At 70.0% G+C, this 25193-nt stretch carries 22 protein-coding genes; 16 read left to right on the forward strand and 6 right to left on the reverse strand.

Annotated elements, in window-relative coordinates; genetic code table 11:
- The first annotated feature begins 83 nt into the window (after positions 1-83).
- The 4 genes from M6D93_RS05255 to M6D93_RS05270 all read left to right on the forward strand — a co-directional run bounded on the left by M6D93_RS05255 (position 84) and on the right by M6D93_RS05270 (position 3873).
- Positions 84-815, forward strand: coding sequence for a TetR/AcrR family transcriptional regulator C-terminal domain-containing protein (locus M6D93_RS05255; RefSeq protein ID WP_249773310.1), 732 nt, complete (start codon positions 84-86; stop codon positions 813-815).
- Positions 812-2107: a hypothetical protein gene (locus M6D93_RS05260; RefSeq protein ID WP_249774256.1), complete on the forward strand. Its 1296-nt coding sequence runs from the start codon at positions 812-814 to the stop codon at positions 2105-2107. The genes M6D93_RS05255 and M6D93_RS05260 overlap by 4 nt, the downstream gene beginning before the upstream one ends.
- Positions 2108-2186: 79 nt before the next feature.
- Positions 2187-3119 carry a DUF4397 domain-containing protein gene (locus M6D93_RS05265; RefSeq protein ID WP_249773311.1) on the forward strand — a complete coding sequence of 311 codons (933 nt, stop codon included), beginning with the start codon at positions 2187-2189 and terminating at the stop codon, positions 3117-3119.
- Positions 3100-3873, forward strand: a complete 774-nt coding sequence (locus M6D93_RS05270) for a class F sortase (protein WP_249773312.1) — start codon at positions 3100-3102, stop codon at positions 3871-3873. Before M6D93_RS05265 ends, M6D93_RS05270 begins: the two co-directional genes overlap by 20 nt.
- A 1-nt stretch (position 3874) precedes the next feature.
- Here M6D93_RS05270 and M6D93_RS05275 read toward each other — a convergent pair whose 3' ends face one another.
- Positions 3875-4558 (reverse strand): ThuA domain-containing protein, encoded by a 684-nt coding sequence (locus M6D93_RS05275; protein WP_249773313.1) that lies wholly within the window; start codon positions 4556-4558, stop codon positions 3875-3877.
- Positions 4555-6915, reverse strand: a complete 2361-nt coding sequence (locus M6D93_RS05280; protein WP_249773314.1) for an FUSC family protein — start codon at positions 6913-6915, stop codon at positions 4555-4557. The genes M6D93_RS05275 and M6D93_RS05280 overlap by 4 nt, the downstream gene beginning before the upstream one ends.
- Positions 6916-7142: 227 nt before the next feature.
- Between M6D93_RS05280 and M6D93_RS05285 the strand changes: the two genes are divergently transcribed.
- From M6D93_RS05285 to nagA, 6 genes are all read left to right on the forward strand, one after another.
- Positions 7143-8669 (forward strand): glycoside hydrolase family 3 N-terminal domain-containing protein, encoded by a 1527-nt coding sequence (locus M6D93_RS05285; RefSeq protein WP_249773315.1) that lies wholly within the window; start codon positions 7143-7145, stop codon positions 8667-8669.
- Positions 8666-9508, forward strand: coding sequence for an N-acetylmuramic acid 6-phosphate etherase (locus tag M6D93_RS05290; RefSeq protein ID WP_249773316.1), 843 nt, complete (start codon positions 8666-8668; stop codon positions 9506-9508). Before M6D93_RS05285 ends, M6D93_RS05290 begins: the two co-directional genes overlap by 4 nt.
- Positions 9509-9679: 171 nt before the next feature.
- Entirely contained in the window at positions 9680-11005 is a 1326-nt protein-coding gene (locus tag M6D93_RS05295; RefSeq protein ID WP_249773317.1) for an extracellular solute-binding protein, read from the forward strand.
- 2 nt (positions 11006-11007) lie between these two features.
- Positions 11008-11961, forward strand: a complete 954-nt coding sequence (locus M6D93_RS05300; RefSeq protein WP_249773318.1) for a carbohydrate ABC transporter permease — start codon at positions 11008-11010, stop codon at positions 11959-11961.
- The gene (locus M6D93_RS05305) at positions 11958-12875 is read left to right on the forward strand and encodes a carbohydrate ABC transporter permease (RefSeq protein WP_249773319.1); all 918 of its coding nucleotides are present in this window, start codon (positions 11958-11960) and stop codon (positions 12873-12875) included. The genes M6D93_RS05300 and M6D93_RS05305 overlap by 4 nt, the downstream gene beginning before the upstream one ends.
- Entirely contained in the window at positions 12872-14053 is a 1182-nt protein-coding gene (nagA, locus tag M6D93_RS05310) for an N-acetylglucosamine-6-phosphate deacetylase (protein ID WP_249773320.1), read from the forward strand. Before M6D93_RS05305 ends, nagA begins: the two co-directional genes overlap by 4 nt.
- A 16-nt stretch (positions 14054-14069) precedes the next feature.
- Here nagA and M6D93_RS05315 read toward each other — a convergent pair whose 3' ends face one another.
- A complete protein-coding gene (locus M6D93_RS05315) occupies positions 14070-15179 on the reverse strand; it encodes a Gfo/Idh/MocA family protein (RefSeq protein WP_249773321.1) in 1110 nt (369 codons plus the stop codon).
- Positions 15180-15265: 86 nt separating this feature from the next.
- Here M6D93_RS05315 and M6D93_RS05320 point away from each other — a divergent pair, with 86 nt between their 5' ends.
- Genes M6D93_RS05320 through ligD form a run of 4 tightly spaced genes read left to right on the forward strand, consistent with a single transcriptional unit; the run spans position 15266 to position 20888 of the window.
- Positions 15266-15937, forward strand: coding sequence for a histidine phosphatase family protein (locus M6D93_RS05320; RefSeq protein ID WP_249773322.1), 672 nt, complete (start codon positions 15266-15268; stop codon positions 15935-15937).
- Positions 15934-18105, forward strand: coding sequence for a M28 family peptidase (locus tag M6D93_RS05325; protein ID WP_249773323.1), 2172 nt, complete (start codon positions 15934-15936; stop codon positions 18103-18105). Before M6D93_RS05320 ends, M6D93_RS05325 begins: the two co-directional genes overlap by 4 nt.
- A complete protein-coding gene (locus M6D93_RS05330) occupies positions 18105-19373 on the forward strand; it encodes an ArgE/DapE family deacylase (protein WP_249773324.1) in 1269 nt (422 codons plus the stop codon). The genes M6D93_RS05325 and M6D93_RS05330 overlap by 1 nt, the downstream gene beginning before the upstream one ends.
- A 9-nt stretch (positions 19374-19382) precedes the next feature.
- Positions 19383-20888 (forward strand): non-homologous end-joining DNA ligase, encoded by a 1506-nt coding sequence (ligD, locus tag M6D93_RS05335; RefSeq protein WP_249773325.1) that lies wholly within the window; start codon positions 19383-19385, stop codon positions 20886-20888.
- A gap of 64 nt (positions 20889-20952) precedes the next feature.
- On the opposite strand, the gene M6D93_RS05340 is transcribed toward ligD, so the two are convergent.
- Positions 20953-21378, reverse strand: coding sequence for a nucleoside deaminase (locus tag M6D93_RS05340; RefSeq protein WP_249773326.1), 426 nt, complete (start codon positions 21376-21378; stop codon positions 20953-20955).
- Positions 21379-21430: 52 nt separating this feature from the next.
- Between M6D93_RS05340 and M6D93_RS05345 the strand changes: the two genes are divergently transcribed.
- The gene (locus tag M6D93_RS05345; RefSeq protein WP_249773327.1) at positions 21431-21868 is read left to right on the forward strand and encodes a VOC family protein; all 438 of its coding nucleotides are present in this window, start codon (positions 21431-21433) and stop codon (positions 21866-21868) included.
- Between the two features lie 118 nt (positions 21869-21986).
- Here the strand turns inward: M6D93_RS05345 and dinB are convergent, their stop codons facing one another.
- Together dinB and M6D93_RS05355 are read right to left on the reverse strand one after the other, a co-directional pair.
- The gene (dinB, locus tag M6D93_RS05350) at positions 21987-23210 is read right to left on the reverse strand and encodes a DNA polymerase IV (protein WP_249773328.1); all 1224 of its coding nucleotides are present in this window, start codon (positions 23208-23210) and stop codon (positions 21987-21989) included.
- 44 nt (positions 23211-23254) lie between these two features.
- Positions 23255-24313 (reverse strand): GGDEF domain-containing protein, encoded by a 1059-nt coding sequence (locus tag M6D93_RS05355; RefSeq protein ID WP_249773329.1) that lies wholly within the window; start codon positions 24311-24313, stop codon positions 23255-23257.
- Between the two features lie 226 nt (positions 24314-24539).
- On the opposite strand from M6D93_RS05355, the gene M6D93_RS05360 reads away from it, so the two are divergent.
- Positions 24540-25190, forward strand: coding sequence for an HAD-IA family hydrolase (locus M6D93_RS05360; RefSeq protein WP_249773330.1), 651 nt, complete (start codon positions 24540-24542; stop codon positions 25188-25190).
- Positions 25191-25193 lie beyond the last annotated feature (3 nt).

Raw genomic sequence — 25193 nt, forward strand, 5'->3', positions numbered from 1 at the left:
ACCCTGGTGGCGTGGGACCGGCACACCTGTCCGGTCCCACGCCACCGGCGCCGCTTGCCACACGATGACAAGGAGATTCCTCGATGGCCACAGCAACCGCCGCCCCGCTGGACGAGTTCCGGATGATCTGGGATCGGACCCCTCCGATGTCCCGCGACCGGCAGCACCGGCTGGGCACCGCGCAGATCGCCCGCGCGGCGTTCGCCTTGGCCGAGGACGAGAGTCTCCAGGCCATCTCGGTGAAACGGGTCGCAGCCCGGCTGGGCGTGCCCGGTAACCGGATGGAGCAGTACCTGCAATCCCGCGACGAACTGCTCGACATCATGCTCGAGGCGGCCCTGGCCGAGATCGAGATACCCGAGCTTGATCTGCGTGGGCTGGCCGTGGCCACCCACCAGGCCGTCCAGGCTCATCCGTGGCTGGTCGAGCTGATCGGCTCGCGGACGCCGAGCGGGCCGGCCGGTCTGCGCTTCGTCGAGACCGCGCTCCGGCTGTTGGTCGACGAGGGCCTGAGCCTGCCGGACGCGGCCCAGCTGCTCGACACCCTCCTGGCCTTCGTGGCGGGATCGGTGCGGGTCCAGCGACGCAGCCGCACGGCACCTTCCCCGGCTCAGCTGAACGTCCGCGCGCGTTATCTCATGGACACCGTCTCCGATGAGCAATACCCCTATCTGACCGAGCTCTTCTCCGCCGCGCACTCTGTGTCCCCCGCTGAATCGTTCGCTCGCGGGCTGGACCTGGTCCTAGGCGGGATCGCTGCTCGGGTGCCCACCGGTGACCGGGGGGCACCACCGGAGGCCGGGAGTTTCCCATGAGCTCCGGGCCGGGCACCCGAGCCCCCTCCGACGACCCTGATTTTCCGGACAACCGGATCCAGATCAAGGTCGGTCGCCGGGCGGTGGACGCCGCGGTGCTCGATCGGCTGGCCAGCGCCCCGCGGCGGCGCCGGTTCCGCGTGGTCATTCCGCCCGTCCCGGAAGGGGACATCGTCGCTCCGCCTCGGGACGACCTGCTCGCGGAACTGACGGGCGCAGGCCCGACGCCAGATCCGATTCCGGAGCCGACGCCAGCGCCCATTCTGGAGCCGGCGCCGGCGCTGCGCTCCGTACCGGATCTGCCGCCGAGTCCACAGCCGAGTCCGCAGCCGACTGCACAGCCGAGTCCCCAGCCGAGTCCCCAGCCGAGTCCCCAGCCGTCCCCGCCCCCGCCGCCGGGACCTGCGCTGCCACCGCCACCGCATGCCGCGCCGAGCCCGGCGCCCGTGGCGCGCAATCCGCGCCGCCGCTGGCCCCTGGCGCTGGCCGTCGCCGCCTTCGCCTGCTCGGTTGCGGTTCCGATTGCCCTGAAGTTGCAGGGGAATTCTCACCCGCGAACGATCACCGCACCACCGGTGTCGACGACCGTTCCGGTCAACCCCGCGAACGCGAGGCTGACGGCGATGATGACATGGGCCCGTACCTACCTGCCTGCGGAGGCGGTGATCGTCACCGACCGGACCACGGTCGCGGCGCTGCGTTCCAGCGGGTTCACCCAGAGCTGGAGTTTCGCCTCGGCGGCCACCATTCCGCTGGCCTCCATCGACTATCTCTTCGACGTTCCGGGTCGCGATTCCTCGGCCCAGCACACCCACCTGTTCGACAAGTCGTTGCCGCTGGCCATCTTCGGAACCGACCGGTACGCCCCGACGGTGCGTGAGATCTTTCCCAACGGCGTCGCCGCCGAACGCGCGGACCTCAGGACCGACACGACGCTGCGCAAGCAGGGCGGCCAGGAGCTGCTGCTCAACGCCAACGTGCAGACCGACGGGGCCACCCGGTCCGCGCTGGCCGCCGGACGGATCGACCTTCGGGTGCAGAATGTCCTGACGGTACTGGGTGGAACGGATCTGATCACGGTGTCCGATCCCACGGTGGACGTCGCCGAGCACCGGGCCGGACTGCCGATTCGCTCGGTGGTCATCGCCACCAGCGACCCGCAATTGATCCAGAGCACCCTGGCCTCGATGATCGCACCGTACCGGCCCTCGGAAGTCACCACGATCTCCCAGCACAAGGTCCGGCTCACCTGGGATCCGGCCATCGCCCCCATCGTCGCGGTCGGTGGCTGATGGGCCGCCACGGCTGGACGGTGCCGGGGAATCAGCGTCCGCACACCCTGAATATTCCTACCTGGCAAGGAGTTCACTGATGTCGCCTTCGCTGTGTTCCCGGACTTGGGCGGCGGTCAGCGCGGCCACCCTGACGATGCTCGTCACCGCCGCGGGTGTGCTCGGCGTGGCCGGCTCGGCCTCGGCCGAGCCGCTGGCCCCGGCCAAGGCGTCCGATGCGGTCATCCGTGCGGCCCACTTCTCACCGACGACCCCGGGGGTGGACGTCTACCTCAGCCCGTTCTCGGGCAGTCCGAGCCGCCAGGTCTGGCTGAGCAACGTTCGCTACGGCGCCGTCAGCTCCTACCAGGCCCTGACGCCGGGTGTCTACACCGTGGCGATGCGTCCCGCGGGCGCGTCACCGACGAGCAAGGCGGTTCTGAGCTGGACCCTGAACGCCAAGTCGGGAACGGCCTACACCGTCGCCGGCGTGGGCGCCGGTTCCTCCGTGCGCGGCGTGGTGATCTCCGACGACCTGTCCACGCCGCCGGCCGGCCGGGGACGGGTTCGGGTCATCCAGGCCGCCAGCCGGGCGCCGGTGGCCAAGGTCTCCTCAACCGACGGCACGGTCATCGCACCGGACGCGCGCTTCGCCACCGTCACCCAGTACGCGACCCTGCCGGCCGGCTCCTGGCAGGTGGAGGCGGTCTCGGCGTCCACGCCGACGGTGAAGGCCGTGACCCCGGTGTCCATCCGCAGTGGGCAGATCACCTCGATCCTCGTGCTGGACGGCAAGAGTGCCGGCATCACCATGCGGACCTTGCTGGACTCGTCCTCCTCCGGCACCTTGCCCATCGATGCCGTGCCCGCCGGGGCCGGCGGAACGGCCGTCCAACTGGTCCACCGGGGCGCCTCGCCGGTCGCAAAAGCCCTTGTCATGCTCATGATCCTCGCTGCGGTGGCCACGATGTGGTGGCTCGACGGCAGGGTCCGCACACGCTGGTCCGCCCGCCATGTCCGCGCACTCGGCTGAACCGTCCGGCGGCCGCCGACCAGGCCTGCCGACGGTCGGTGGTATCCATCTGCTGCTGCTGATCGCGGTCTTCTCCGGCCTGGTCGCACTGACTGCGGTCATGTTGTTCACCGGCAACCCGCAGCCTGACGACGGCGCCTCGACCGTCGGAATGACGTTGCCCGCGCTCCAGTCCCACACGCCGACGATCCGCCCGCTGTCGGTCTCGCCGGACCTCACCACCTCGGCGGGTGCGTCTCATCTGAGCGAGACGCCGCTGACCATTCCGGTTGCACCGCCCACCGTCGCGCCGGCCAGACCCGGCCTGCCGGTCCTGGTCTCGGTGCCACGGCTGCAGATCCGCAGCTCGCTGCAGGCACTCGGTCTGCTCAGCGACGGCACGCTGCAGGCTCCCACCGAGTACGCACGCGCGGGCTGGTACGCCAAGGGAATCCGGCCCGGTGCGGTCGGTCCGGCCATCATCGCCGGTCACGTGGATTCGGTGTCCGGGCCGGCGGTGTTCTTCGCCCTCAGCCAGGCGCGGGTGGGTGATGACGTGGTGGTGACCGACGATCGCGGGGCGACACGCCACTTCACGGTCGTCACGATTGCTCGCTACGCCAAGGCGTCCTTTCCCACCGATGCGGTCTACGGCCCGAGCCCGTTGCCCGTTGTCCGCCTCATCACCTGCACGGGCGATTTCGACGTGAGCAAGGGCAGTTACCTGGACAACCTCGTGGTGACCGCCGAGCTCCGCCGGCCCCGCGCCGGGTAGCTCACCCGGCGGCATCAGCCGATCCGGCGGCCCAGCGCGCCTCGGCTTGCACGAACGCGCGAAAGGCGGGCTCGGCCCAGGTCGAGTCGGTGTGCCCGGGAGTCAGCACGGCCACCCGGCCCGCGCGTTGGCGACGACGCCAGCCGGCCGGCTGCACCTCGTCCTCGCTGGGCTCGATCGGATGTCCTGCCAGTTGTTCCGGCTGAGGTCCCGGCCACCGCAGCGAGGCGGTGAGCTCGGCCGTCACGTCGGTGAGCTCGATCCGGTAGAACTCATCCGTCAACCCGAGCGGCTCTCCCCGCTCGATGCCGGCGCCGAGCAAGGTCACGGCGTCGATGGGTGGATGATCGATGAACCTCCCGCCGATGAGCGCGTGGATCAACGGCGCCTGCTGATACCCGACGGTGCCCGAATGCAGTACCAGCAGGCCTCCTCCCGACTCCACGAAGCGGACCAGCGCCGAGCCCGCCTCCGGCCCGCGCAACCACGGTGTCTCGTCCTGGTCACCGAGGTGGTTTCCCTTGGCCAGGATCACCAGGTCGCAGTCGGTGGGCAGATCGGTCAGTGCATCAGCCGTTCCGCCGGGCCATCGCAGGTCCAGCCCGGACAGGCCGCGCAGAAAAGCCGAAACCCGCTTGGTGGGGTGCCAGGGATCACCGACGAGCGCCAGTGCGCGCACGGTCACGGCACCATCCTCGCAAATCGCGATCCCGCGACGGCGGTCCGGGCGGGCCCGGCAATGCTGTGCTGCAACCGGCGCGCGGCGTCCAGATGCTCGGCCGTCCAGATCATCCGTACCGCGGTGGGGCTCGCGGTTCCGTCCGCGGCCGCCAGGTCGTGCCGGACCGCCTCGACCAGCCGGGCGTCGGCGCGCTTGTCGTGGCCCTGCGGATCCGGCGGGGGCCCGTCCCCGAGCAGACTGGCGGCCAGCCGGTCGTACCAGTCGCGAACCTGCTCGGCCGCGAGCCGCAGTTGCTTGCGCGCCACCGCGCGGTCTCCGTCGGGTTCGCCCTCATCACGCTGCCACAGGTCCAGCACGGCATCAGCCGCCAGCCGCAAGCCGGCAACGCCGGTCACCAGGCTGGTGACCTCGGACAGCGGTAGCGGCTTGGCGCCACGCTCGGCGAGGTAACCGCGGAAGGTGTCGTCGAGCCGGCGGGAGGCCGCGGCGGCGCGCACCGCCTCGGCGCTCGGGCCTGCCGTGCGGGCTGGGCCCGCGGCTGGGTCGCAGCGTTGCAGGCCGAACTCCACGGCGTCGACCAGGTATTGGGCGCTGTCGACGTAGGCCTCGGCCAGGGCCCTTCGCAACGCGGCCCTGGCGCCTCGCGGCCAGAACAGCAACCCGACGGCCAGGCTGATGGCGCAGCCGAGCGCGATGTCCTCGACCCGCAGCAGGCCGATTCGCCAGCCGGCCGGTTGAATGATGTTGAACAGGATGACCAGGGTGAGCGTGAAGGCGGCCTGGCCGGCCGCGAACGAGATCGCCGCCGGCGCGACGCCGGCGAGCAGGATCGCGATCGGCAGCAGGACCCACAGCACGGTCGGGCTGGTGCCGATGACGGCCAGCAGCACGGCGCCGATCACGAACCCGGCCACCGTTCCGAGGAGTCCACGCAGGACGTTCTGGCCGGTGTTCAGCGCGTTGGACCGCAGGACCGACAGGGTGCCCAGCACGACCCAGAAGGAGTGCTGGACGCCGGTGCGGTTGGCGATGAAGACCGCCAGGCCGAGGCCGACGGCCCCCCTGATGCTGTTGTGCAACCAGACCGAGTGCCGCTCGACGTGGGCACCGGCCCGTTCACCCGCCGAGGCGAGCGTGCCGCCGATGCCGGCGGGTTGCCGCCCGAGCAACCGCTCCAGCCAGCCACGGCGTTCGGCCGCCGCGGTCAGGTCGATGTTGCGGGCGATCTGGCCGACGGCGTAGCTCAACTCCTGCGCCCGGAAGCTCGGGTCGAGCGCGCTCACGAACTCCAGCTCGTCGGATTCGAGCTCGCCGGACCCCCGCGGGTCGGTCCGCGCCGTGGCGGCCGGCAACCGGCGCACCGGCAGGGTGGTGGTCGCGGAGCGCTCGACGGCGGTCACGGCGTGTTCCAGCGCCTTCGTCGCCTGATGCAGCGCGTCGGGCCCGGTGCTGCTTGCTCCGATTGCTCCGAGCAGATCCGCGCCACGATCGAGCACGTCGGCGGCGGCCAGCTTGACCGCGCAGGCAGGGCGCCGGGTGGGGCTGTCGGGCCGCGGACCCGGCATCGAGTCGGCCTGCACCACGATGCTCTGCAGCCAGTTCAGCTCGTCCACGAGCCGCACCAGCGATCGCGCCCCGGTGGACAGGCCGGTCGGCCGGTACGGAGTGGCGAGGAAGTTGCGGTGCACGGCGGCCACCGCGTCGGAGGCGGCGGCGATGTTCTGGCGACGGTCCTCGGCCAGGATCTCCAGGTCCGGCTGGTCGCCGGCCAATGCGAACGCGACGTCGGCTCGTAGTCGCTGGGCCAGGGCTCGGCAGGCCACGATGGTCGGCTGGCGCAGCGCGTCACGGGCGGGAGCGGGCCACAACAGCGCGATCGCCAACCACGACACCGCTGAGGCCATCGCCCAACCCGCGAGGCGGTCCGGGATGGCCGACGCGGCGCCGGGCAAGGACACCGGCAGGATGAAGGCCAGCAGTAGGGAGGTGGTCGCCCCGGCGAGCACAGAGCTGACCACACCCGAGAAGAGCACCGCGAAGCCGACGACCGTCATGGAGGCGGCGGCCAGCCACACCGACCGGGAAGCCAGGGTGGCCAGGCACACCAGCACCGCGCCGGCGACCGACAGCGCCACCTGGGCCTGCAGCCGTTCGCGCATCGGGCCGGAGAAGTCAACGAGCAACAGCAGCGCGAACGAGCCGAACGCGGCGAAGGTCGCCACCTCACCGTTGCCGATCACCTGGGTGCCCAGCGCGAACAAGCTCGGCATCACGATCGCGGTCCGGGTGGCACGTCGCAGCGCCGAGTATCCCGGGTCGTGTGTGGACAGCCAGTCGAGCAACGACATCATGGGCCTCATGGTCCGACAGCATGGTGGGCGGGAGGGACGTCCGGTGGACGTAGCCGGGGTTCGGACGCCGGCTCCCGGAATTCGTACCTCGCTGGGATCATCATTGGCCATCGGTACCTGGCACGGCAACGTCACCGGTGACGTGCCCGTACGTCGGGGCCGCGGCATTGACCAGGGCGGCGCGCTCGGGTCAGACTGTCAAAGTTGTCTAGTCCATTTATGCTCGGAGCCACCCTGTGACGATCGATCCGGACATTCGCCGGCTGACCCTGTCCACGCTGTTGCTCAGCTTCGTCGGCCCGGTGCCACCGAACTGGTTGCTCGACGCGCTGGCCGATGGTCTTGGCGGGGTCGTGTTGTTCGGCTCGAACCTGGGCGAGGGATCAGCGGTAGCGCGCCTGACCGGGACGCTGCGTTCGGCCGCGGGCGGCCGGGCGCTCGTGCTGGCGATCGACGAAGAAGGCGGGGAGGTCACTCGCCTGGACACCGGTCGGGGCAGTGCCTCACCCGGAGCCGGAGCGCTCGGTCACCTCGATGAGCCGGCCACCACCGAGGCGGTCTACGCGGCGATCGGGCAGCGGATGTCCGAGGCGGGACTGACCTTGGACCTGGCGCCGGTCGCGGACGTGAACTCCGATCCAGGTAATCCGGTGATCGGGCTCCGCTCCTTCAGTGCCGATCCGCACGTCGCGGCCCGGCACGTGGCGGCAGCGGTGCGCGGTCTGCAATCGAGCGGGATCGCCGCCTGTCTGAAGCACTTTCCCGGCCACGGGGCCACCGCGACGGATTCCCATCACGAGGTCGCGGTGCTGAAGCGGACCCGAGCCGAACTGGCCGACACCGAATTGGTCCCGTTCCGCGCGGGCATCGAAGCGGGGGCACGAGCGGTCATGACCGGCCACCTGCTGGTGCCCGACCTCGACGCGGACCGGTTGGCGACGGTGAGCCCGGTGATCACCACCGATCTCCTCCGCGGCGAACTGGGCTTCGACGGGACCGTGTTCACCGATGCACTGGAAATGCGCGCCGTGTCGGCGAACCTCGGCATGGTCGAGGGTTTCGTCCAAGCGCTGATCGCCGGCGCGGACGCCGTCGAGACCGGTGCGCTCGACTACCCCGAACTGGTCTCGGCCCTCCCGGCGGCTGCGGCTGCCGCGCTCGACGAGGGTCGCCTGTCGGAGAAGCGACTGGCCGACGCGGCCGAGCGCACATCACACCTTGCCTCGCTCACGCCGCCCTCGCTCACGCCGCCCTCGCGCGAACCGCTCTCGGCTAGCGGGCCGGGCGCCCTGGCCGCCGAGCCGGACGCGCTCGCCGACCGTTGCCTGCAGGTGCTGGGCACGGTGCCCACGCTGCGGCGCCCGCTGGTGATCGAGTGCCGTACGCCCGGCGGCATGGCCTCCGGTGAGCTTCCGTGGTCGCTCGGCCGGCCCCTGAGCGCGCTGCTGAGCGGCACCGACACCGTCGAGGTCACCGAGTCCAGCGACGTGGCGGCGATAGCGCGCCGGGCCGCCGGCCGCGACCTCGTCGTGCTCGTGCGCGACGTGCTCGGCCAACCCTGGCAGCGACGAATCCTCGCCCTCGCCGGCGAACCGGCCGCGGGGTTCGGCGGCGACCAGGATCGGTCGCGCGCGGTGTGCGTGGTCGATGCCGGGTGGCCGAGCCAGACCTTCGACGCGGCCGCGCTCATCCGAACCCGTGGTGTCTCGCCGGGTCTGCTCGCGGCCGCGGCGCGCCTGTTGGCCGGCGGTGGTGCCCGATGAGGCGTCCCGAGTTGGACCTGCTGGCCAGCGAGGAGGTGGTGATGTTGCTGCTGGACGCGGAGGCCCGGGTGGTTCCGGCGGCGCGCCTGGCCGTACCGGCGATTGCCGAGGGCGCGCAGCTGCTGTCGGAGTGTCTGGGCCACGGTGGTCGGCTGATCTTCGTCGGCGCCGGCACCTCCGGACGCATCGCGGCGGCCGAGGCGGCTGAGCTGCCCGGCACTTTCGGCCTGTCCCGCAAGCAGATTCTCTGTCGGGTCGCCGGTGGTCTGAACGGTACCGACGACGACGAGGACGATGTGGACGGCGCTCGGCGCGACGTGGCCGAACTGGCCCTCACGCCCCGGGACGCGGTCATCGCGGTGGCGGCCAGCGGGAGTACGCCCTACACCCTGGCCGTCGCCGAGGCCGCGGTCGCGTTCGGCTGCGCACTGATCGCGGTGGTCACCCGAGCGGGCTCGCCGCTGGTGGCCCGTGCCCAGGTCGGCATCGAGGTCCTCGTCGGCGCCGAGGTGTTGCAAGGCTCGACGCGGCTCACGGCCGGAACCTCGCAGAAGGTCGCTCTCAACGCGCTCACCACCGCGGCGATGGCCCGCAGCGGGCGCGTCCACGGCGATCTGATGATCGATGTGGTCGCGGCCAACGCCAAACTCGAGCAACGCGCGGCCGCCATCGTCGCCGACATCGCCGGCTGCGCCCCCGAGCGTGCCGAACGCGCCTTGCGGGACTGTGGCGGAAACGCTCGTGCGGCAGTGTTGGTCATCGTCAGCGGTCTCGACCCGGCGGCGGCCCGGGCGAAGGCCGCCGCCGCCCCGTCGCTGCGGGCCGCGCTCAACCGCTAGCGACCCGCTAGCGACCCGGACCGACCCGCTTGAGCCGATAACGGTCTCATTTCGTGAGACGTCCAGCTCTTGACACTCAAAATGGTCTAGGCCAATACTCTAATTCGTCTAAACCAATCATTGGTTTGGGCCTCGTCCACGCCGAGGCCCGGCACACTCGTGGAGGCAAGCTTGAAGCGCACAGTAGCGGGCGCCATCGTCCTGGCAGCGGCGGTGGCCATGACGGCCACCGCGTGCAGCTCCAACTCTTCGTCGGACAAGTCCTCCGGCGGCAAGAGCACGTTGAGCACCGACGGAAAAGGGAAAACGATCACCGTCTGGTTGCAGAGCGATGCTCAGAAGGGCTGGCCGGCCGTCGTCGACCAGGCCACCCAGCGTTTCGAGGCTGCGACCGGCGCCAAGGTCAGCGTGCAGTGGCAGCAGTGGTCGAACTACACCACCAAGCTGGACTCGACCTTCGCCGGCACCAGTGGCGTCCCGGACGTGGTCGAGCTGGGCAACACCCAGACCGCGTCCTACATCGCCGGTGGCGCCTTCACCGACCTGACCTCGGCCAAGAGCCAGTTCGAGAACTCCAGCAGCTGGTTGCAGGGGTTGGCTGAGTCCGGGACCTCCTCCGACGGCAAGCTGATGGCGATCCCGTACTACGCCGGCAGCCGCGTCGTCATCTACCGCAAGGACCTGTGGGACAAGGCGGGCGTGACCACGCCACCGACCTCGATCGCGGAACTGAACGCCGACCTGGACAAGGTCAAGGCCGCCAACGCCGGCGATTCCCACTTCTCCGCCTTCTACATGCCGGGAAAGTACTGGTACGCCGCGATGTCGTTCGTCTACGGCGCCGGTGGCAAGATCGCCGACAAGAGCGGGGGAAAGTGGAGCGGACAGCTGTCAAGCGCGCAGGCACAACAGGGCCTGACCCAGTGGCAGACCTTGGCCACGAAGTACTCCACCGGCGGTGCGACCAAGGACGAATCGGACCAGGACGCCATCATGGCGCAGGGTCATGTCGCCGCCATCGCCGGTAACGGCTGGGAGGTCGGGACGGTCACCGATGCCAAGACCGGCAATCCGAAACTCGCGTCGGTGTTGTCCACCTTCCCCATGCCCGGCACCGCGGCCGGTCAGTACACGCCGTCCTTCCTCGGAGGCTCCGACCTTGCCGTGCCGGCCAAGGCCCCCCATGCCGGTCTGGGCGCACAGTGGGTGAAGTACTTCACCGACAACACCAGCCAGACCGCGCTGGCCAAGTTCGCGATCCCGAACACCACCTCGCTGCTGAGCGTGTATGAGAAGCAGGCGCAGGCCAACCAGTCGACCGGTGAGGCGGCCAAGAACACCTGGTTCGTTCCCAACACCCCGAACTGGGCGAGCGTGGAGAGCAACAACATCCTGCAGAACATGCTCGAATCGATCGCCACCGGAAAGTCGAGCGTGGCCGCTGCGGCCGCCACGGCCGACGGTCAGGTCGCCAGCACGCTGAACGCCGCCGGCTGAGGATGAGCGTCCTGCCCGGCACGGTCGCGCCCGGACCGTCGGCCAAGCGCCGGCGGCCCGGGCGCCCCCGCCTTGCGTATCTGCTGATCCTGCCCGCCACGGCGGTGCTGGCCGCAGTAGTGGGGTGGCCGCTGGTCAAGATCGTCCAGCTGTCGGTTCAGCAGCAGCTGTCGGGCAAGTACGCACTGTTCCACGGCGGCGCCAACAGCCCGTATGTCGGGCTGAGGAATTACAGCAGGATCCTCAGCGACTCCGGTTTCTGGACGGTGGCCGTCCGCACCGCCGTGTTCACCGCGATCAACGTGGGGCTGAGCCTGCTGATCGGGATGGCCCTGGCGCTATTGCTCAACCGGGTCTCTCGGTGGGCGCGGGTGCTGCTCGTGGCGGTCCTGCTGTTCGCGTGGGCCGTCCCGTCCACCGTCTCCACCCAAGTGTTCTACTGGCTGTTCTCCAACCAGTACGGCGCGGTCAACTACCTGCTCGATGCGCTGCCGGGAGTCCACCTGGCCGGCCACGACTGGTTCGCCGATCCTCACCAGGGCCTGGCCGTCATCACCGCGGTCGTGGTCTGGGGCGCGATCCCGCTGCTGGCGATCTCCCTGCACGCCGGAATCACGCAGATTCCCAGGGAGATTCTCGAGGCGGCCACCTGCGACGGCGCGAGCCCGTGGCAAGCCTTTCGCAGCGTGGTGCTGCCCTACCTCACTCCGCTGCTGGTCATCCTCACGACGCTGTCGGTGATCTGGGACTTCGGGGTGTTCAACCAGATCTGGTTCATGCGCAACGGGCACCCGGAACCCGGCTACCAGACGCTCGGAATCTATCTGTACGCAAACGGGATCGGCAGCAGCCACTACAACGACGGGGCGACGATCGCGGTGCTGATGATGTTGTGTCTGCTCGTGGTGATGGTGGTCTACATCCGGCAGCTGTTCCGGATCGGGGACGCGCAGTGACCGCCACCGTCCGCACGGGCGCCGCGGCGGCGACGAGCGCACCGCACACACCATCCGTCGCCGTGCGTCGCCGTCGCTTCTCACGCAAGCAGTACCGCACCGGTGGCTGGAACCTGGTCGCTGTGCTCGTCTCGATCGTGATGGGCTTTCCCATCTACTGGATGCTGCTGACCGCGTTCAAGACGAGTAGCGACATCAACCGCACGACTCCGTTGTTCGTCGTCACCCATCCCACGCTGCGTGGTTTCCGCGAGGTGCTCGGTGACGAGATCTTCCGGCGCAACCTGCTCAACACCGCCCTCGTGACCATCAGCGCGGTCCTCATCAGCATCGTGATCGGCTTCTTCGGGGCGCTGGCCATCGCGCGGTTCCGCTTCGCCGGCCGCAAGGTATTCATCTTCGCCGTGTTGATCGTGCAGATGATTCCCCTGCTGGCGCTGGCGATTCCGCTGTCATTGCTGCTGGACCGGTTCCAGCTGAAGAACAGCCTGACCGGCCTGGTGCTGGCGTACCTGATGTTCACCATGCCCTACACGATCTGGACGCTGCGCACCTTCATCGCCAACATCCCCATCGAACTGGACGAGGCCGCGCTGGTGGACGGATGCAGTCGCTGGCAGACGTTCTACAAGATCATCCTGCCGCTGGTCGCACCCGGTCTCATCGCAACGGGCGTCTACGGCTGGATCCTGGCCTGGAACGAGTTCGTCCTCGCGAACACGCTCCTGCTGGACAATCGCAAGCAGACGTCGATGATCTATCTGCTGGTGTTTCAATCCAGTCCCACGCACGGCGCCGATTACGGAGGCCTGATGGCGGCGGCGACCCTGACCTCGCTGCCGGTGGTGACGTTGTTCGTGCTGTTCCAGAGCCGGATCTCGGCCGGCCTGACGGCGGGAGCGGTCAAGGGATGAACGACATCGTGCTGACCGGAGCCCGGGTGGTGACTCCGGAAGGCGAACTCGCCACCGGCCAGGTCCGCGTCGTCGACGGCCGGATTGCCGAGGTCGGTTCGTCGTCCCCGGACGGCGGACAGCTCGCCGCCGCCGCACCATCGATCGCTGCCCTCGCACCGTCGAGCGGCGCCGTTGAGGTCGTGCGGCTCCACGATGGCTGGATCGTGCCCGGGTTCATCGATCTGCACGTGCACGGCGGCGGCGGTTTCGACGTCACGCGAGGGCCGCAGGACATGGCGTCGGCGGTGGCCTTCCACCGTGCTCATGGCACGACGAGGACGCTGGTCTCGTTGATGGCTCAGCCGGTCGAGGCGTTGACCGAGCAGCTGCAATGGGTCTCGGCGCTGACCGCGGACGGGACGGTCGGAGGTGCCCACCTGGAAGGGCCGTTCCTGAACTCGACCCGCTGCGGTGCGCAGCGTCCGGAGAACCTCATCGCCCCCGATCCGCTGGTGCTGCGCAAACTCCTGGAAGCCGGCCAAGGGTCGGTGGCGACCATGACGGTCGCGCCCGAACTGCCCGGTGCGATCGAGCTCATCGGTGAGCTGGTGGCCAGCGGTGTGCGTGCCGCGGTCGGTCACACCGACGCCAGCTACGACCAGGCGATGGCCGGATTCGAAGCCGGTGCGAGCCTGGCCACGCACCTGTTCAACGCGATGGGCAGCTTCAGCCATCGCGAGCCCGGACCGGCGGTCGCCGCGCTGGACTCGGGGGCTTACCTGGAGATGATCAACGACGGCGTGCACGTCCACAACGCGCTCACCCGGCTGGTCGCCGGTTCGGCCGGTGACCGGCTGGCTTTCATCACCGACGCGATCAGCGCGACCGGCGTGGGCGACGGGGAGTACAGCCTGGGCGACCAGCGTGTCTTGGTGCGACAGGGGCAGGCTCGGCTGCCCGAACTGCACAGCCTGGCCGGCAGCACGCTGACGATGGACGAGGCCTTCCGCCGGGCGGTACTCACCCTCGGGATGAGTGTCGGCCAGGCGGTCTCGGCGACGTCGTCGGTGCCGGCGGCGGTGCTCGGACTGTCCGGGCGCTGCGGGGCGATCGCGGTCGGCCTCGACGCCGATCTGGTCGTGCTGGACGAGAACTTCGCTCTGCGCCGGGTGATGATCGGTGGCCGATGGCTCTGACCGCGCGCTCGTTGCCTCAGGCTCGCGGTCCCAGCTGCGCCATCCACGGCTCGGTGTCGACCCGGACGTCCTGGCCGGTGGCCACCGATTCGTCGATCGCCAGACCGAGGCGGTGATCGTGACAGGCCTCGGCCAGTGGGTACGGCGCCGGGCCTTCGTCGACCGACCACCGGGCGGTGTCGCGCAGCACTGAGGCGATGGCGATCTCCTCGTCCATCAATCGATGGCCGAGCATCGGGTTACGAAAGACGATCTCGCCGTTGAAGCTGATGTGTTCGGTGTCGTATCCGTCCAGGTTCAGGTCATGACCGAGCTGGCTGCGGATCAGCTTCGACCGCAGGATCGCTTCGGGCCCGGCGAGGTAGACCACGTCGTCGTCGGCGATCTCGCCCCGACTGCCCCGGATCACGATGCGCCGGTGCCGCAACTGGTTGTGCCACTGGTTGTCCGTGAAGTCGTACAACCCGGTGCCGGCGGGAAATTCCAGCGTGGCGATGACCGTACCCGCCGGCTTCGGCTGCTCGTCGTGGGTCCAGCCGGCGCGGGTCAAGGGGTCGACCAGCGGCGCTTGGAACCGTCGGGCCGAGACCGTGGCCGGAGCCGTTCGGGCTCCGAGCAGTCCGCGCATCATGGCGATCGCGTGGTAGGTGTGTGTTGAGGAAACCTGCACCGACGTCGGCTCGCCGATGACTCCCCGTTGCAGCAGGGCCGACCGTGCGGCGTGCCCCGGCAGGCGCAGGTACTGCTCGGCGACCTGCACCTGGCCGCCCGCTCCGACCTGGTCCCACAGCCGGTGCAGGCCGGCGATGTCGGGAGCGGGCGGGGTCTCGCTGAGCACGCGGCAGCCCAGCCCGACCACGGTGCCGATCACCTCGGGGTTGACCGTCCACGGCAGCGCGGTGATCACGAACTGCGGTCGGCCCGTCCGGACGAGTTCCTCCGGTGAGTCGAAAATCGGCACGCCCCACTCGGCGCCGGCCCGTTCGGCCGCTGCTGGACGGCGGACCGCGATCCCGGTGAGCTCCAGTTCGTCGGGCAGCAACCGGGCCAACCGGAGGAAGAACTCCGAGCGCCAGCCGAGGCCGACGACGCCGAAACGGACGGCTGGGCTGGACAATGCGCTCACGCCTGCACAGGGTAGTGGGCGACCTGATCCGAGTCTCGTGAAACCATGGACACCGCCGTCCGTCCCGCCGACGAAACGAGTCCCGTGTGCGACTGATCCTGATCAGGCACGGCCAGACCGAGTCCAACCTGCATCACCAACTCGACACCGCCGAGCCGGGCGCGCCGTTGACCGAGGTGGGTCACGAGCAGGCGCGGGCCCTGGTGCAGACGCTGGCGGGGGAGAGCATCGCGGTGATCGCCGCCTCGGTGCTCATCCGGACCCAGCAGACGGCCGAGCCGCTGGCGGCCGCCCGGTCGCTGCCCGTGCTCGTGCGCAACGGCGTCCGCGAGATCGGCGCCGGTGAGCTGGAGATGCGCGGTGACCCCGAATCGGGCGAGCTGTACATGAAGGTGGCCTTCGGTTGGGCCGACGGCGACCTCGATGTGTCGCTGCCCGGTGGTCCCGACGGTGCGACCGTCCTGTCGGACTTCGACGCAGCGGTCGCCGAACTGTCCTCGATGTTGGCGAGTCGCCAGGCGACCGCGGTGATCTTCAGCCACGGAGCGATCCTGCGAACCTGGTTGGCTGCCCGGGCCGACAACGTCGACACCGAGTACGCAGCCGCGCATCCGCTGTCCAACACCGCGATCGTCACGGTCGAGGGCACGCCGCGCGACGGCTGGCATGTGCTCGCGTGGGAGGGTTCCCCGGTCCTCGGCCCGGCCGCCGACGCGCTGGCCGACCCGACCGGACAGACGCACCCGGATCGGCCGTGAGGTCATCGGTCCCCGGCCAGGACGCGACCGCGGACCGCATCGCCGCGATGCCGGTCGACGGGGCGGCCCTGATCTCGATCGTGCGGGACCTGACCGCGATCGGCTCCAGCCCGCTCGGTTTCCGCACTGCCGGCACCGCCGAGGATCGTGCCACGGCCGAGTACGTGGCCGGACAGTTCCGTGCGGCCGGCCTGGTGGACGTCGCGATCGAGGATTGTGCCGTGGACAGCTGGCGATTCCTCGGTGCGGATGTGTGCTTCGGAAGCGAGCCGGCTCGCACGCGGTTGCCGGCCTCGAGCTTCGGCGGGGTGCCGGGAACCACGCCGCAAGGCCTGCACGCGCCCCTGGTGGACGTCGGGCCGGCCCGGCTGACCGATCTGGACCGAGTGAGCGAGTCGGGCGGCCTCCGCGGCGCGATCGCCCTGCTGGACTGGCAGGATCCGCTGCTCCATCCCTCGGTGATCGTCCTGGAACTGCAGGCTCGCGGCGTCGCCGGCCTGATCGTGAACTGCCCGCGCGGCGGACCTTGGTACCAGGGCCTCGACGCCGTCGGCGCGTTCGACGGGCACTGGCCGGCGGGCGCGCCCCCGATGGTCATGATCAGCGCGGAATCCGCCGCGCTCTTGCGCGATCGTGCCCCGGCGGTGGTTACGCTCCGGCTGGAGGTCGAGCTCCGGCCCGATGGCGTGGGAAGTAACGTGGTCGGCTACCTGCCCGCGGGCAGGCCGGGCGCCCGGCCGGGCGATCCGCATGGCTCGGATGCCTCGGATGCCTCGGATGCCTCGGATGCCTCGGATGGCTCGGAAGCCTTGGACGAGCGGGATGCCCTCGGACGCGGGCCCATCGTCGTCGGCGCGCATTCTGACGCCTGGTTTCGCGGTGCCTTCGACAACGCCAGTGGGGTGGCCGTGCTGATCGGGATGGCCAGGGCGATGGTTCACGCGTCAGCGCAGGAAACGGCGCAGGAAACGGGGCAGGAAACGGCGCAGGGAACGGGGCAGGGCTCGGGCGGGTCCCGCGGAGCGGCATGCGTGCCGCCCCGGCACCGGATCTGCTTCACGACCCGGACCGCCGAGGAGTGGGGCTTGATCGACAGCCCTTACGACTGGTGCATCGGCGCCTGGCGACAGGTGAGCCAGACGCATCCGGAGTGGCGCACCGAGGCGGCCTTCGCCCTGTGTGTCGAGGCATCCGGTCATCGCGCCCTGCGGGCTGTCGTCGAGGCGCCGCCTGAACTGGAGAGTTGGTCCCATGCGATCTGCGTTCGAGCCGAAGCGGCCGGCTGGACACCCAACGGCTGGCGCGTGTCGGCTCCGGTGGCCGGTACCGAACAGTGGCCGTACCTGATCGCCGGCGTGCCGGGAATCGCCAGCTACGCATGGGAAACGGAGTTCGGACGCACCGACTACCACACTCAGCGCGACGATCTGGCCCTGTTGGACCCGGCGCTGCTCGAAGCCCAGGTCCGGCTGAATCTGCTGATGGTGCTGGAGGCCGATCGCGATCCGGCCTCGACCCTGAACCTGAGCGCCCGTACGGCCGCGTGGCAGCTGGCCGCCGAGCGCTTCGCCCATCCGTCCCTGGCCGAGGCCGCGGCCGGCTTGACCCGCATCAGTCCGGCCGGCTCCCGAGCCGCGTTCGCCGTGCTCGGCCCGGCCATATTTGCTCTCGACGCGCACGACGAATGCGCTGAGCCCTTCGCCCAGCACGCCGCCGACCTCGACCGGGTGGATCAGGTCATCGTCGAGATCCGCAGCGGCCGGACCGGCCTCGCGGCCGACCTGCTGCAGCAGGTGGGGCACAACCACTTCGGCTTGTTCCTGACGGAGGATTCGTTGCGGCGATGGAACGCGCGGCTGGCCCCGGACCGGCTACGACGCAGCTGGGCCGCCGACAGCCACGTGACGGTCGGGCCCGTGTTGAACGAGCAGGTGCGCAGCCTGCGGGCACATTCGGCTGGCGCGTCCGTCGATCTGGTGGCGCTGCTCGACCGCCTGGCCGAGCTCCGGGCCGAGCTCGTGACCGGCTTGACCGGACGGCTGGACGAACTGGCCGCCGCCCTCACCCGCGCGCTGGAGGTCGCTACGGCCGCGATGCGTGGCGCTACCGAACCAGCGGCCATCAACCCTGCCGCCGCCAACCCTGCCGAAACCGGAACGGAGTTCTGATGGGCGATCACGCTGCCGCGGCGCTGGCTTATCTCGATGCCCGTGCACCGGACATCGTCGAACAGCTGAGCCGCCTGGTTCGGCTGCCCAGCGTGTCCGGCACGGACGAGGAGAACGAGATCCTCCAGGTCCTGTCGGAGGAAGTGGCCGCGCTGGGTCTGCCGGTCGATCACTGGCAGATCCCGTTGGCGGACACCCTGGCCGCGCCCGACTTTCCCGGCGTGGAGGTCGAGCGGAGCCAGGCGTGGGGGCTGGTCGCGACACTGCCCGGGACCGGAGGCGGACCGTCGCTGATGCTCAACGCTCACGTCGACGTGGTCCCACCCGGTGACCTGAGCGCCTGGCGGGACGAGGACCCCTTCAGCGGGCGGATCGATTCGCACGCGGTGTACGGCCGCGGAACGTGCGACATGAAGGGTGGCCTGGTCGCCGCGTTGTGGGCCGTCCGCGCCCTGGTGGCGGCACGGGTGCCGTTGCGGGGGGACCTGCTGCTGGCCTGCGTCCAGGGCGAGGAGGACGGTGGGCTCGGCACCTACGCGACGATCGCCCGCGGATGGCGCGCCGATGCCTGTGTGATTCCGGAGCCGACCGGTCTGGATCTCGTCCCGGCCAACGGCGGATCGCTGACCTTCCGGCTGCGGGTGCACGGGCTGGCCGCTCATGCCTCCCGGCGCAGCGCCGGTGTCAGCGCCGTGGAGCGTTTCTGGCCGGTGTTCGCCGCGCTGCGAGCGTTGGAACGGGAGCGCAATCGCGACCCCGATCCGCTGATGGCCCGTTGGGACGTGGCCTATCCGATCGAGATCGGCACGGTGCGATCGGGCGATTGGTCTTCCTCGGTGCCGGACCTCCTGGTCGCCGAGGGGCGCTACGGGGTGGCGCTGGGGGAGGACGTGGCGGCAGCCCGGGCCGTGTTCGAGGCCGCGATGGCCGCGTGCAGCGCGGCGGATCCGTGGCTGCGTGATCATCCGGTGCAGGTGCAGTGGTGGGGCGGCCAGTTCGCTCCGGGCGCGACCCCCGCCGACGCCGCGATCATCGACACGCTCGCGCGGGCGCACGCTCGGCTGGCCGGCACGCCCCAGCAACGTTGGGGTGCTCCCTACGGCAGCGATCTGCGGTTGCTCACCGGGCTGGCCGGTATCCCCACCGTTCACTACGGTCCGGGTGATGTCGCCCTGGCCCACGGTCCGTTGGAGCAGGTTCCGATCGCGCAGGTCCTGACGACGGCGCGGGTGCTGACGCTGACCGCGATCGAGCACTGCGGGCTCTAGTCTGGGCTCATGGCGGGAAAGCTCGAGGAGTATCGCCGCAAACGCAGCGCGCAGCGGACCCCCGAGCCCGTCCCGCCCGACGGTGCCGACGGTGTCGACGGTGCCGACGGTGTCGACGCTGCCGAGGGCGCCGGCGCCGAACCCGGCCCGGAACACGACGCAACCGGCAACAGCTTCGTCGTGCAGGAACATCACGCCACCGCCCTGCACTGGGACTTTCGTCTGGAGCGCGAGGGGGTGCTGGTGTCCTGGGCGGTGCCCAAGGGTCTGCCGGTAGACCCGAAGCACAACCATCTGGCGGTGCACACCGAGGACCATCCGCTGGACTACGCCGGTTTCGCCGGGGACATCCCGGCGGGTGAGTACGGCGGCGGCAACGTCGCCATCTGGGATCGTGGCACGTACGAACTGGAGAAGTGGACCGACTCCGAGGTCAAGTTCGTCCTCGACGGGGGCCGGGTCTCGGGTCGCTACGTGCTCATCCACACCGGCGGCAAGAACTGGATCATGCACCGGATGTCACCACCCGCTCAGGAGGACTACGTGCCCTTGCCCCAGGACATCCCACCGATGCTGGCCACCCTGGCCACCCTGCCGCCGGCCGCGGAGGACGACAGGTGGGCGTATGAGACCAAGTGGGACGGGGTGCGGGCGGTGGTCTACGTCGACGGGGGCCGGGTGCGGGTGATGTCGCGCAACGATCGCGATGTCAGCGTCAGTTACCCGGAGCTGCGCGCGCTCGGGGAAGCGCTGTCGAGCACTCAGGTCGTGCTCGACGGCGAGATCGTGGCCTTCTCCTCAGCCGGCCGACCCAGTTTCTCTCGGCTGCAAAAGCGCATGCACGTGACCAAGGCGGCCGAGGTGAGACGGCTGGTCGAGTCCGATCCGGTGGTCTATCTGATCTTCGACCTGCTCTACCTGGATGGGCATTCCACCGTTGATCTGCCGTATGAGAAGCGTCGCGAGCTGCTGCAGCAGATGCAGCTGGCCGGCCGGTCCTGGCAGACCCCCGCGCACTTCATCGGCGGCGGTGCCGAGGTGCTGCGGATCAGCCAGGAACACGGCCTGGAGGGCATCGTCGCCAAGCGACTGGACAGCAAGTACCGACCGGGTCGCCGGTCCGCCGACTGGCGCAAGGTCAAGAACGTCCGCGCCCAGGAAGTGGTGATTGTGGGCTGGAAGCCGGGCAAGGGCCGTCGGGAGGACACCGTCGGCGCCCTCATGCTCGCCGTCCCCGGCCCGGACGGCCTGCGGTACGTCGGCAATGTCGGCACCGGATTCACCGACGCGATGCTCGACGATCTGCACACCACCCTCACCCGGCTGAGCCGCAAGTCCTCCCCGCTGGCCGGCACGCTGACCACCGCCGAGGCCAGGGACGCACGGTTCGTCACGCCCAAGCTCGTGGGCGAGGTCAGCTTCGGTGAGTGGACACCCGATGAGCGAATCCGGCACCCGGTCTGGCGAGGACTACGTCCGGACAAGAACCCTGATCAGGTCGTGCGGGAAAGCTGAAAGCCGCTTGGCCAGCGCGACCGACACAGCGTCTCGGAGCCAGTGGTCGGGGCAGCGGTCACCGTCAGCGGTAGTAGCCCGCGACGGCCGCCCTGGCCTTGTCCGGTAGGAACGGTCCGTCGGTGGCGACGACCGGCCATCCAGCTCCGGGTTTGAGTTCTGCGAGCTGGTCGTTGGACAACGCGAACACCACGCGGCCCAGACCGGATCGCTCGATGGCTCCCGCGCACATCCGGCACGGCTCGCAGCTGGTGTAGAGGGTGGTCGTGGCCGCCTTCGGCCCGTCCAGGTTCTGCGCGGCCCAGCGGGCGAGTTTGAGTTCCGGGTGGGCGGTGATGTCGTTGTCGGAGGTGACCGTGTTGTGGGCTTCGATCAGCACCCGGCCGTCGGCGTCCACCAGCAGCGATCCGAAGGGCGCGTCCCCGGACGTGCGGCCGGCCACGGCGAGGCGGATGGCGCGTTCCAGGTAGTGCTCGTCGGTTTCCCGCATGGCCCCAGTATGCCCGCCCGCATTGTCGGAGGGGTCCGGCACGATGGTGGTCATGACAACGCGGTGGACCCTGACCTTCGATTGCGTGAATGCCCCGGCGCTGGCGGCGTTCTGGGCCGAGGCGCTCGGTTATCGACCGGCGCCGGCTCCCGACGGCTACGCCACCTGGGAACAGTGGCTGACCGCCTTCGAGGTGCCGGAGGACGAGTGGGACGACGGGGCCAATCTCGAAGATCCCGCCGGCCTCGGTCCGAACCTGTCGTTCCTCAAGGTGCCCGAACCCAAGGTGGTCAAGAACCGCCTGCACCTCGACCTCAGGGTGACCGGGGGTCGCAACGAGCCGGCTGAGCAGCGGCGAACGGCCATCCTGGCCAAGGCGGAGTACCTGGTCTCGCTCGGGGCGGTCCAGCTCGCCGAACACCGTTTCGGCGAGGTGCTCGACCACCTCGTGATGGCCGACCCCGAGGGCAACGAGTTCTGCATCGTCTGACCCGTTGAGGTTGCCCTCGTTGCGCCCGCCGGCCCGTTGAGGTTGCCCTTGTTGCGCCCGCCGGCCCGTTGAGGTTGCCCTTGTTGCGCCCCCGGCCCGTTGAGGTCGCCCTCGTTGCTCAGTCCGGCAGTAGCGGGACACTCGGACCGGCGTCACGGCCGAGCAGGACACCGCGGGTCAGCGACAAGGTGCCGTAGCGGTCGCGAACCCGATCGACGGCGACGTCGAGATCGTGAGAGTCCCGCCGGGTAAAGGGGAGTTCGAGCTGGACGGCCTCGGCGTCGTCGAGGTTGGCCAGCGTCACACCGACCAGGGTCAGGCCGCGTTCGCCGATCAACGGAGCGCACGAGCGCAACAGCGACCGCAGGGCCGAGAGCACGGTCGCGGTGTCGTCGGTGGCCGCGGGCAAGGTGTGCGAGCGCGTGATGCGAGCGAAGTCGCCGAAGCGCAGCCGGAGCACGACGGTGCGGCACAGCCGTCCCGCGGTTCTCAGCCGGCGACACACCCGCTCGACGAGCCCGATGAGCCGTGCCTGGAGTTCGTCCGGGCGTAGGCCACGCTGTCCGAGCGCGCTCTGGGCCCCGATGGAGCGGCGACGGCGACCGGTCACGACGGGCCGGGGATCGCGGTTGTGCGCCAGAGCGTGCAGGTGCCGACCCGACGCCGGACCCAACATCGCGACCAGGGACTTCTCCTCCAGAGCCGCGACCTCGGCCACGGTGTGGATGCCGCGCTCGTGCAACTTGTCGGCGGTCTTCTGGCCGACCCCCCAGAGTTTCTGCACCGGCAGCGGATGGAGGAAGGCGAGTTCGTCGGCGGTACGCACCACCAGCAGACCGTCCGGCTTGGCCACGCCGCTGGCGACCTTGGCCAGGAACTTCGTCCGGGCCACGCCGACGGTGATGGCCAGCCCGACCCGTTCCAGCACCGCCCCGCGAAGCCGGACGGCGATGTCGTGGGGTGAGCCGGCGATGGTGGCCAGCCCCCGGACGTCCAGGAACGCCTCGTCGATGGACAACGCCTCCACCAGCGGGGTGGTGTCGTCGAAGACCGCGAAGACGGCCTTGCTCGCGGCGGAGTAGGCCGACATGCGGGGCGGCACGACAACCGCCTCTGGGCACAGCGCACGAGCCCGCCGGCCGCCCATCGCGGTGCGGACGCCGAAGGCGCGAGCTTCGTAGCTGGCCGCGAGCACCACGCCGGCTCCGACGATCACCGGACGGCCACGCAGCCAGGGGTGGTCCCGCTGCTCGACCGAGGCGTAGAAGGCGTCCAGATCGGCGTGCAGGATGCCGGGATCAGCGGTGTGCGAGGACTCGGCCACGTGGCAATATTCGCACATGTGTTCTATTCAAGCCAGCAGTCCCGGGACGGCTGTTCCTCGGCTCAACAGCGTTCGAGCGCTCCGGTGTCCGGCACGGTCAGGCTGACCTCGGCGCGCATCGCGCGGTTGCGTCCGGCGTGCTTGGCGCGATACAGCGCCAGGTCCGCCGCGGCCAGCGTCTCGACGCCGGAGTCACCGGGGCGGTAGGCGCGATAGCCGGCGGAGAAGGTTGTGGTGGACCCGGTAGTGCGCCAGCGACGGGCGAGGCGGCCCAACACCTCGGCCGCCTCCTCCTCGTCGGTGTCCGACAGGATCAGGACGAACTCCTCGCCGCCGTAGCGTCCGGCGTAGTCGTCGCCGCGCAGACAGCCGTTGAGCACCGCTCCGAAGTCGCGCAGCACCCGGTCGCCCGCGGCGTGGCCGAGGGTGTCGTTGACCTGCTTGAAGTGGTCGAGGTCGCAGACGACCACCGTGTCGCCGGTCGTGAGCCGTGTGAGCCGGTCGTCCAGGTCGCGCCGCGTTCCGACCCCGGTCAGGGCGTCGACGAGCGCGGCTCGCTGCAACAGCGCCGTCGCTTCCCGCTGCCGCAACATGAGAAAGCCCAGGACGTAAGCCAGGCCGACCCAGACAGCGCACCCGATCACCAGGCGTACGGCGACCGAGGAGTTCCACACGCCGATCGCGAACAGATAGGCGGGCACGCCCAGCACCAGTAGCGGCGGCGCGGAATGCAGCGGTTCGTAGAGGCCCACGTAGGCGAAGCAGAAGACGAACAGGCTCAGGTAGCTCGAGGCCACGGGGCCTTCGCTGAAGGCTCCGAGCGAACCCACGGCAGCCATGACCGTGATCGGGAAGCACAGCGTGCACCGGGCCGGCAGCCGCGACCAGGGCAGCGCGAAACTCAGTAGCAGAACCGTGATCACGGCGAGCGAGACGCCGAAGATGGCCTTCCAGTCCTCAGCGGACGGACCCAGGGCAGGAACGGTGACGAGCACGACGGTGCCGCTCATGAGCAGCAGGGCTCGCCCGGCGGACACGGGTGAGGAGTCCAGCCGCAAGCGCAGCAGCGCGTCCCGCCAGTGGTGGGCGAGTGCGCGGATCGGCCGGAACGGCTCGGTCATCTGTCGGGACCTCCCTGTTCGAGCCGACCCCATTCCATCGGCACAAAAGCCCCAGAGCTGAGAGCATCGAGTGCTCCGGCCGGGAACGTCAGCCCGGCGGCACGGTGCTGAAAGCGATCTCGCGGCGCCGTCCCGATGATCTTGGGGCGCTGCCACCCCGCCACGGGCGGTCCACGGCGGACGGCTACGGTGGGCCATCCGGACGACGAGCCGAAGGAGCCGGTCAGTGGTGGTGCATGTTCCCGCTCGCGCGATCCTCTTCGACTGCGACGGCGTGCTGGTCGATTCCAAGGACAGCGGCAACCGATCGTGGACGACGTGGGCCGAGCGCTACGGGCTCGACCCGGCCACGGTGCTTGACGGGGTGCACGGCCGCCGGTCGCGCGAGACCGTGGCGAAGTTCCTGGCCGAGACGGATCGGCCGACCGCGCTGGAAGCGATCGACCGCCTTGAGATCGCCGACGCCGTCGGGACGCGCCCGATCGCAGGCGCACGCGAACTGCTGATCCAGCTGCCCCGCAACTGGGCTGTGGTCACGTCGGCGACCGATCCGCTCCTGCGGGCGCGGGTGGGCGCGGCCGGGCTACCGCGCCCGCTCGTGGTGGTCACCGCCGAGGACGTCAGCGTCGGCAAGCCGGACCCGCAGGGATATCTGCTCGCCGCGCGTCGGCTCGGTGTAGCGGCGTCCGAGTGTGTGGTCCTCGAGGACAGCCTGACCGGCATCAAGGCCGGGCGCGCTGCCGGTGTTCGTTACGTCCTGGGCGTGGGGGCCGAGGCCCTCGACTCCGACGCCGACGCGGTCGTCACGGACCTGGCCGGACTCAGCTGGGACGGCAGCGGGCTGGTCATTGCGGATTCGGCGCTGCTGCGCGGCTGAGGC

It is taken from the genome of Jatrophihabitans telluris, from assembly GCF_023516435.1.
GTDB classification, from domain to species: Bacteria; Actinomycetota; Actinomycetes; order Mycobacteriales; family Jatrophihabitantaceae; genus Jatrophihabitans_A; species Jatrophihabitans_A telluris.

Bases quoted from the DNA above. Each gene is read 5' to 3' on its own strand.
- M6D93_RS05355 (WP_249773329.1), bottom strand. From the start codon at position 24,313: ATGACCGAGCCGTTCCGGCCGATCCGCGCACTCGCCCACCACTGGCGG.
- M6D93_RS05265 (WP_249773311.1), top strand. From the start codon at position 2,187: ATGTCGCCTTCGCTGTGTTCCCGGACTTGGGCGGCGGTCAGCGCGGCC.
- M6D93_RS05300 (WP_249773318.1), top strand. From the start codon at position 11,008: ATGAGCGTCCTGCCCGGCACGGTCGCGCCCGGACCGTCGGCCAAGCGC.
- M6D93_RS05260 (WP_249774256.1), top strand. From the start codon at position 812: ATGAGCTCCGGGCCGGGCACCCGAGCCCCCTCCGACGACCCTGATTTT.
- M6D93_RS05345 (WP_249773327.1), top strand. From the start codon at position 21,431: ATGACAACGCGGTGGACCCTGACCTTCGATTGCGTGAATGCCCCGGCG.
- dinB (WP_249773328.1), bottom strand. From the start codon at position 23,210: ATGTGCGAATATTGCCACGTGGCCGAGTCCTCGCACACCGCTGATCCC.
- M6D93_RS05280 (WP_249773314.1), bottom strand. From the start codon at position 6,915: ATGAGGCCCATGATGTCGTTGCTCGACTGGCTGTCCACACACGACCCG.
- ligD (WP_249773325.1), top strand. From the start codon at position 19,383: ATGGCGGGAAAGCTCGAGGAGTATCGCCGCAAACGCAGCGCGCAGCGG.
- nagA (WP_249773320.1), top strand. From the start codon at position 12,872: ATGAACGACATCGTGCTGACCGGAGCCCGGGTGGTGACTCCGGAAGGC.
- M6D93_RS05330 (WP_249773324.1), top strand. From the start codon at position 18,105: ATGGGCGATCACGCTGCCGCGGCGCTGGCTTATCTCGATGCCCGTGCA.
- M6D93_RS05270 (WP_249773312.1), top strand. From the start codon at position 3,100: ATGTCCGCGCACTCGGCTGAACCGTCCGGCGGCCGCCGACCAGGCCTG.
- M6D93_RS05290 (WP_249773316.1), top strand. From the start codon at position 8,666: ATGAGGCGTCCCGAGTTGGACCTGCTGGCCAGCGAGGAGGTGGTGATG.
- M6D93_RS05340 (WP_249773326.1), bottom strand. From the start codon at position 21,378: ATGCGGGAAACCGACGAGCACTACCTGGAACGCGCCATCCGCCTCGCC.
- M6D93_RS05255 (WP_249773310.1), top strand. From the start codon at position 84: ATGGCCACAGCAACCGCCGCCCCGCTGGACGAGTTCCGGATGATCTGG.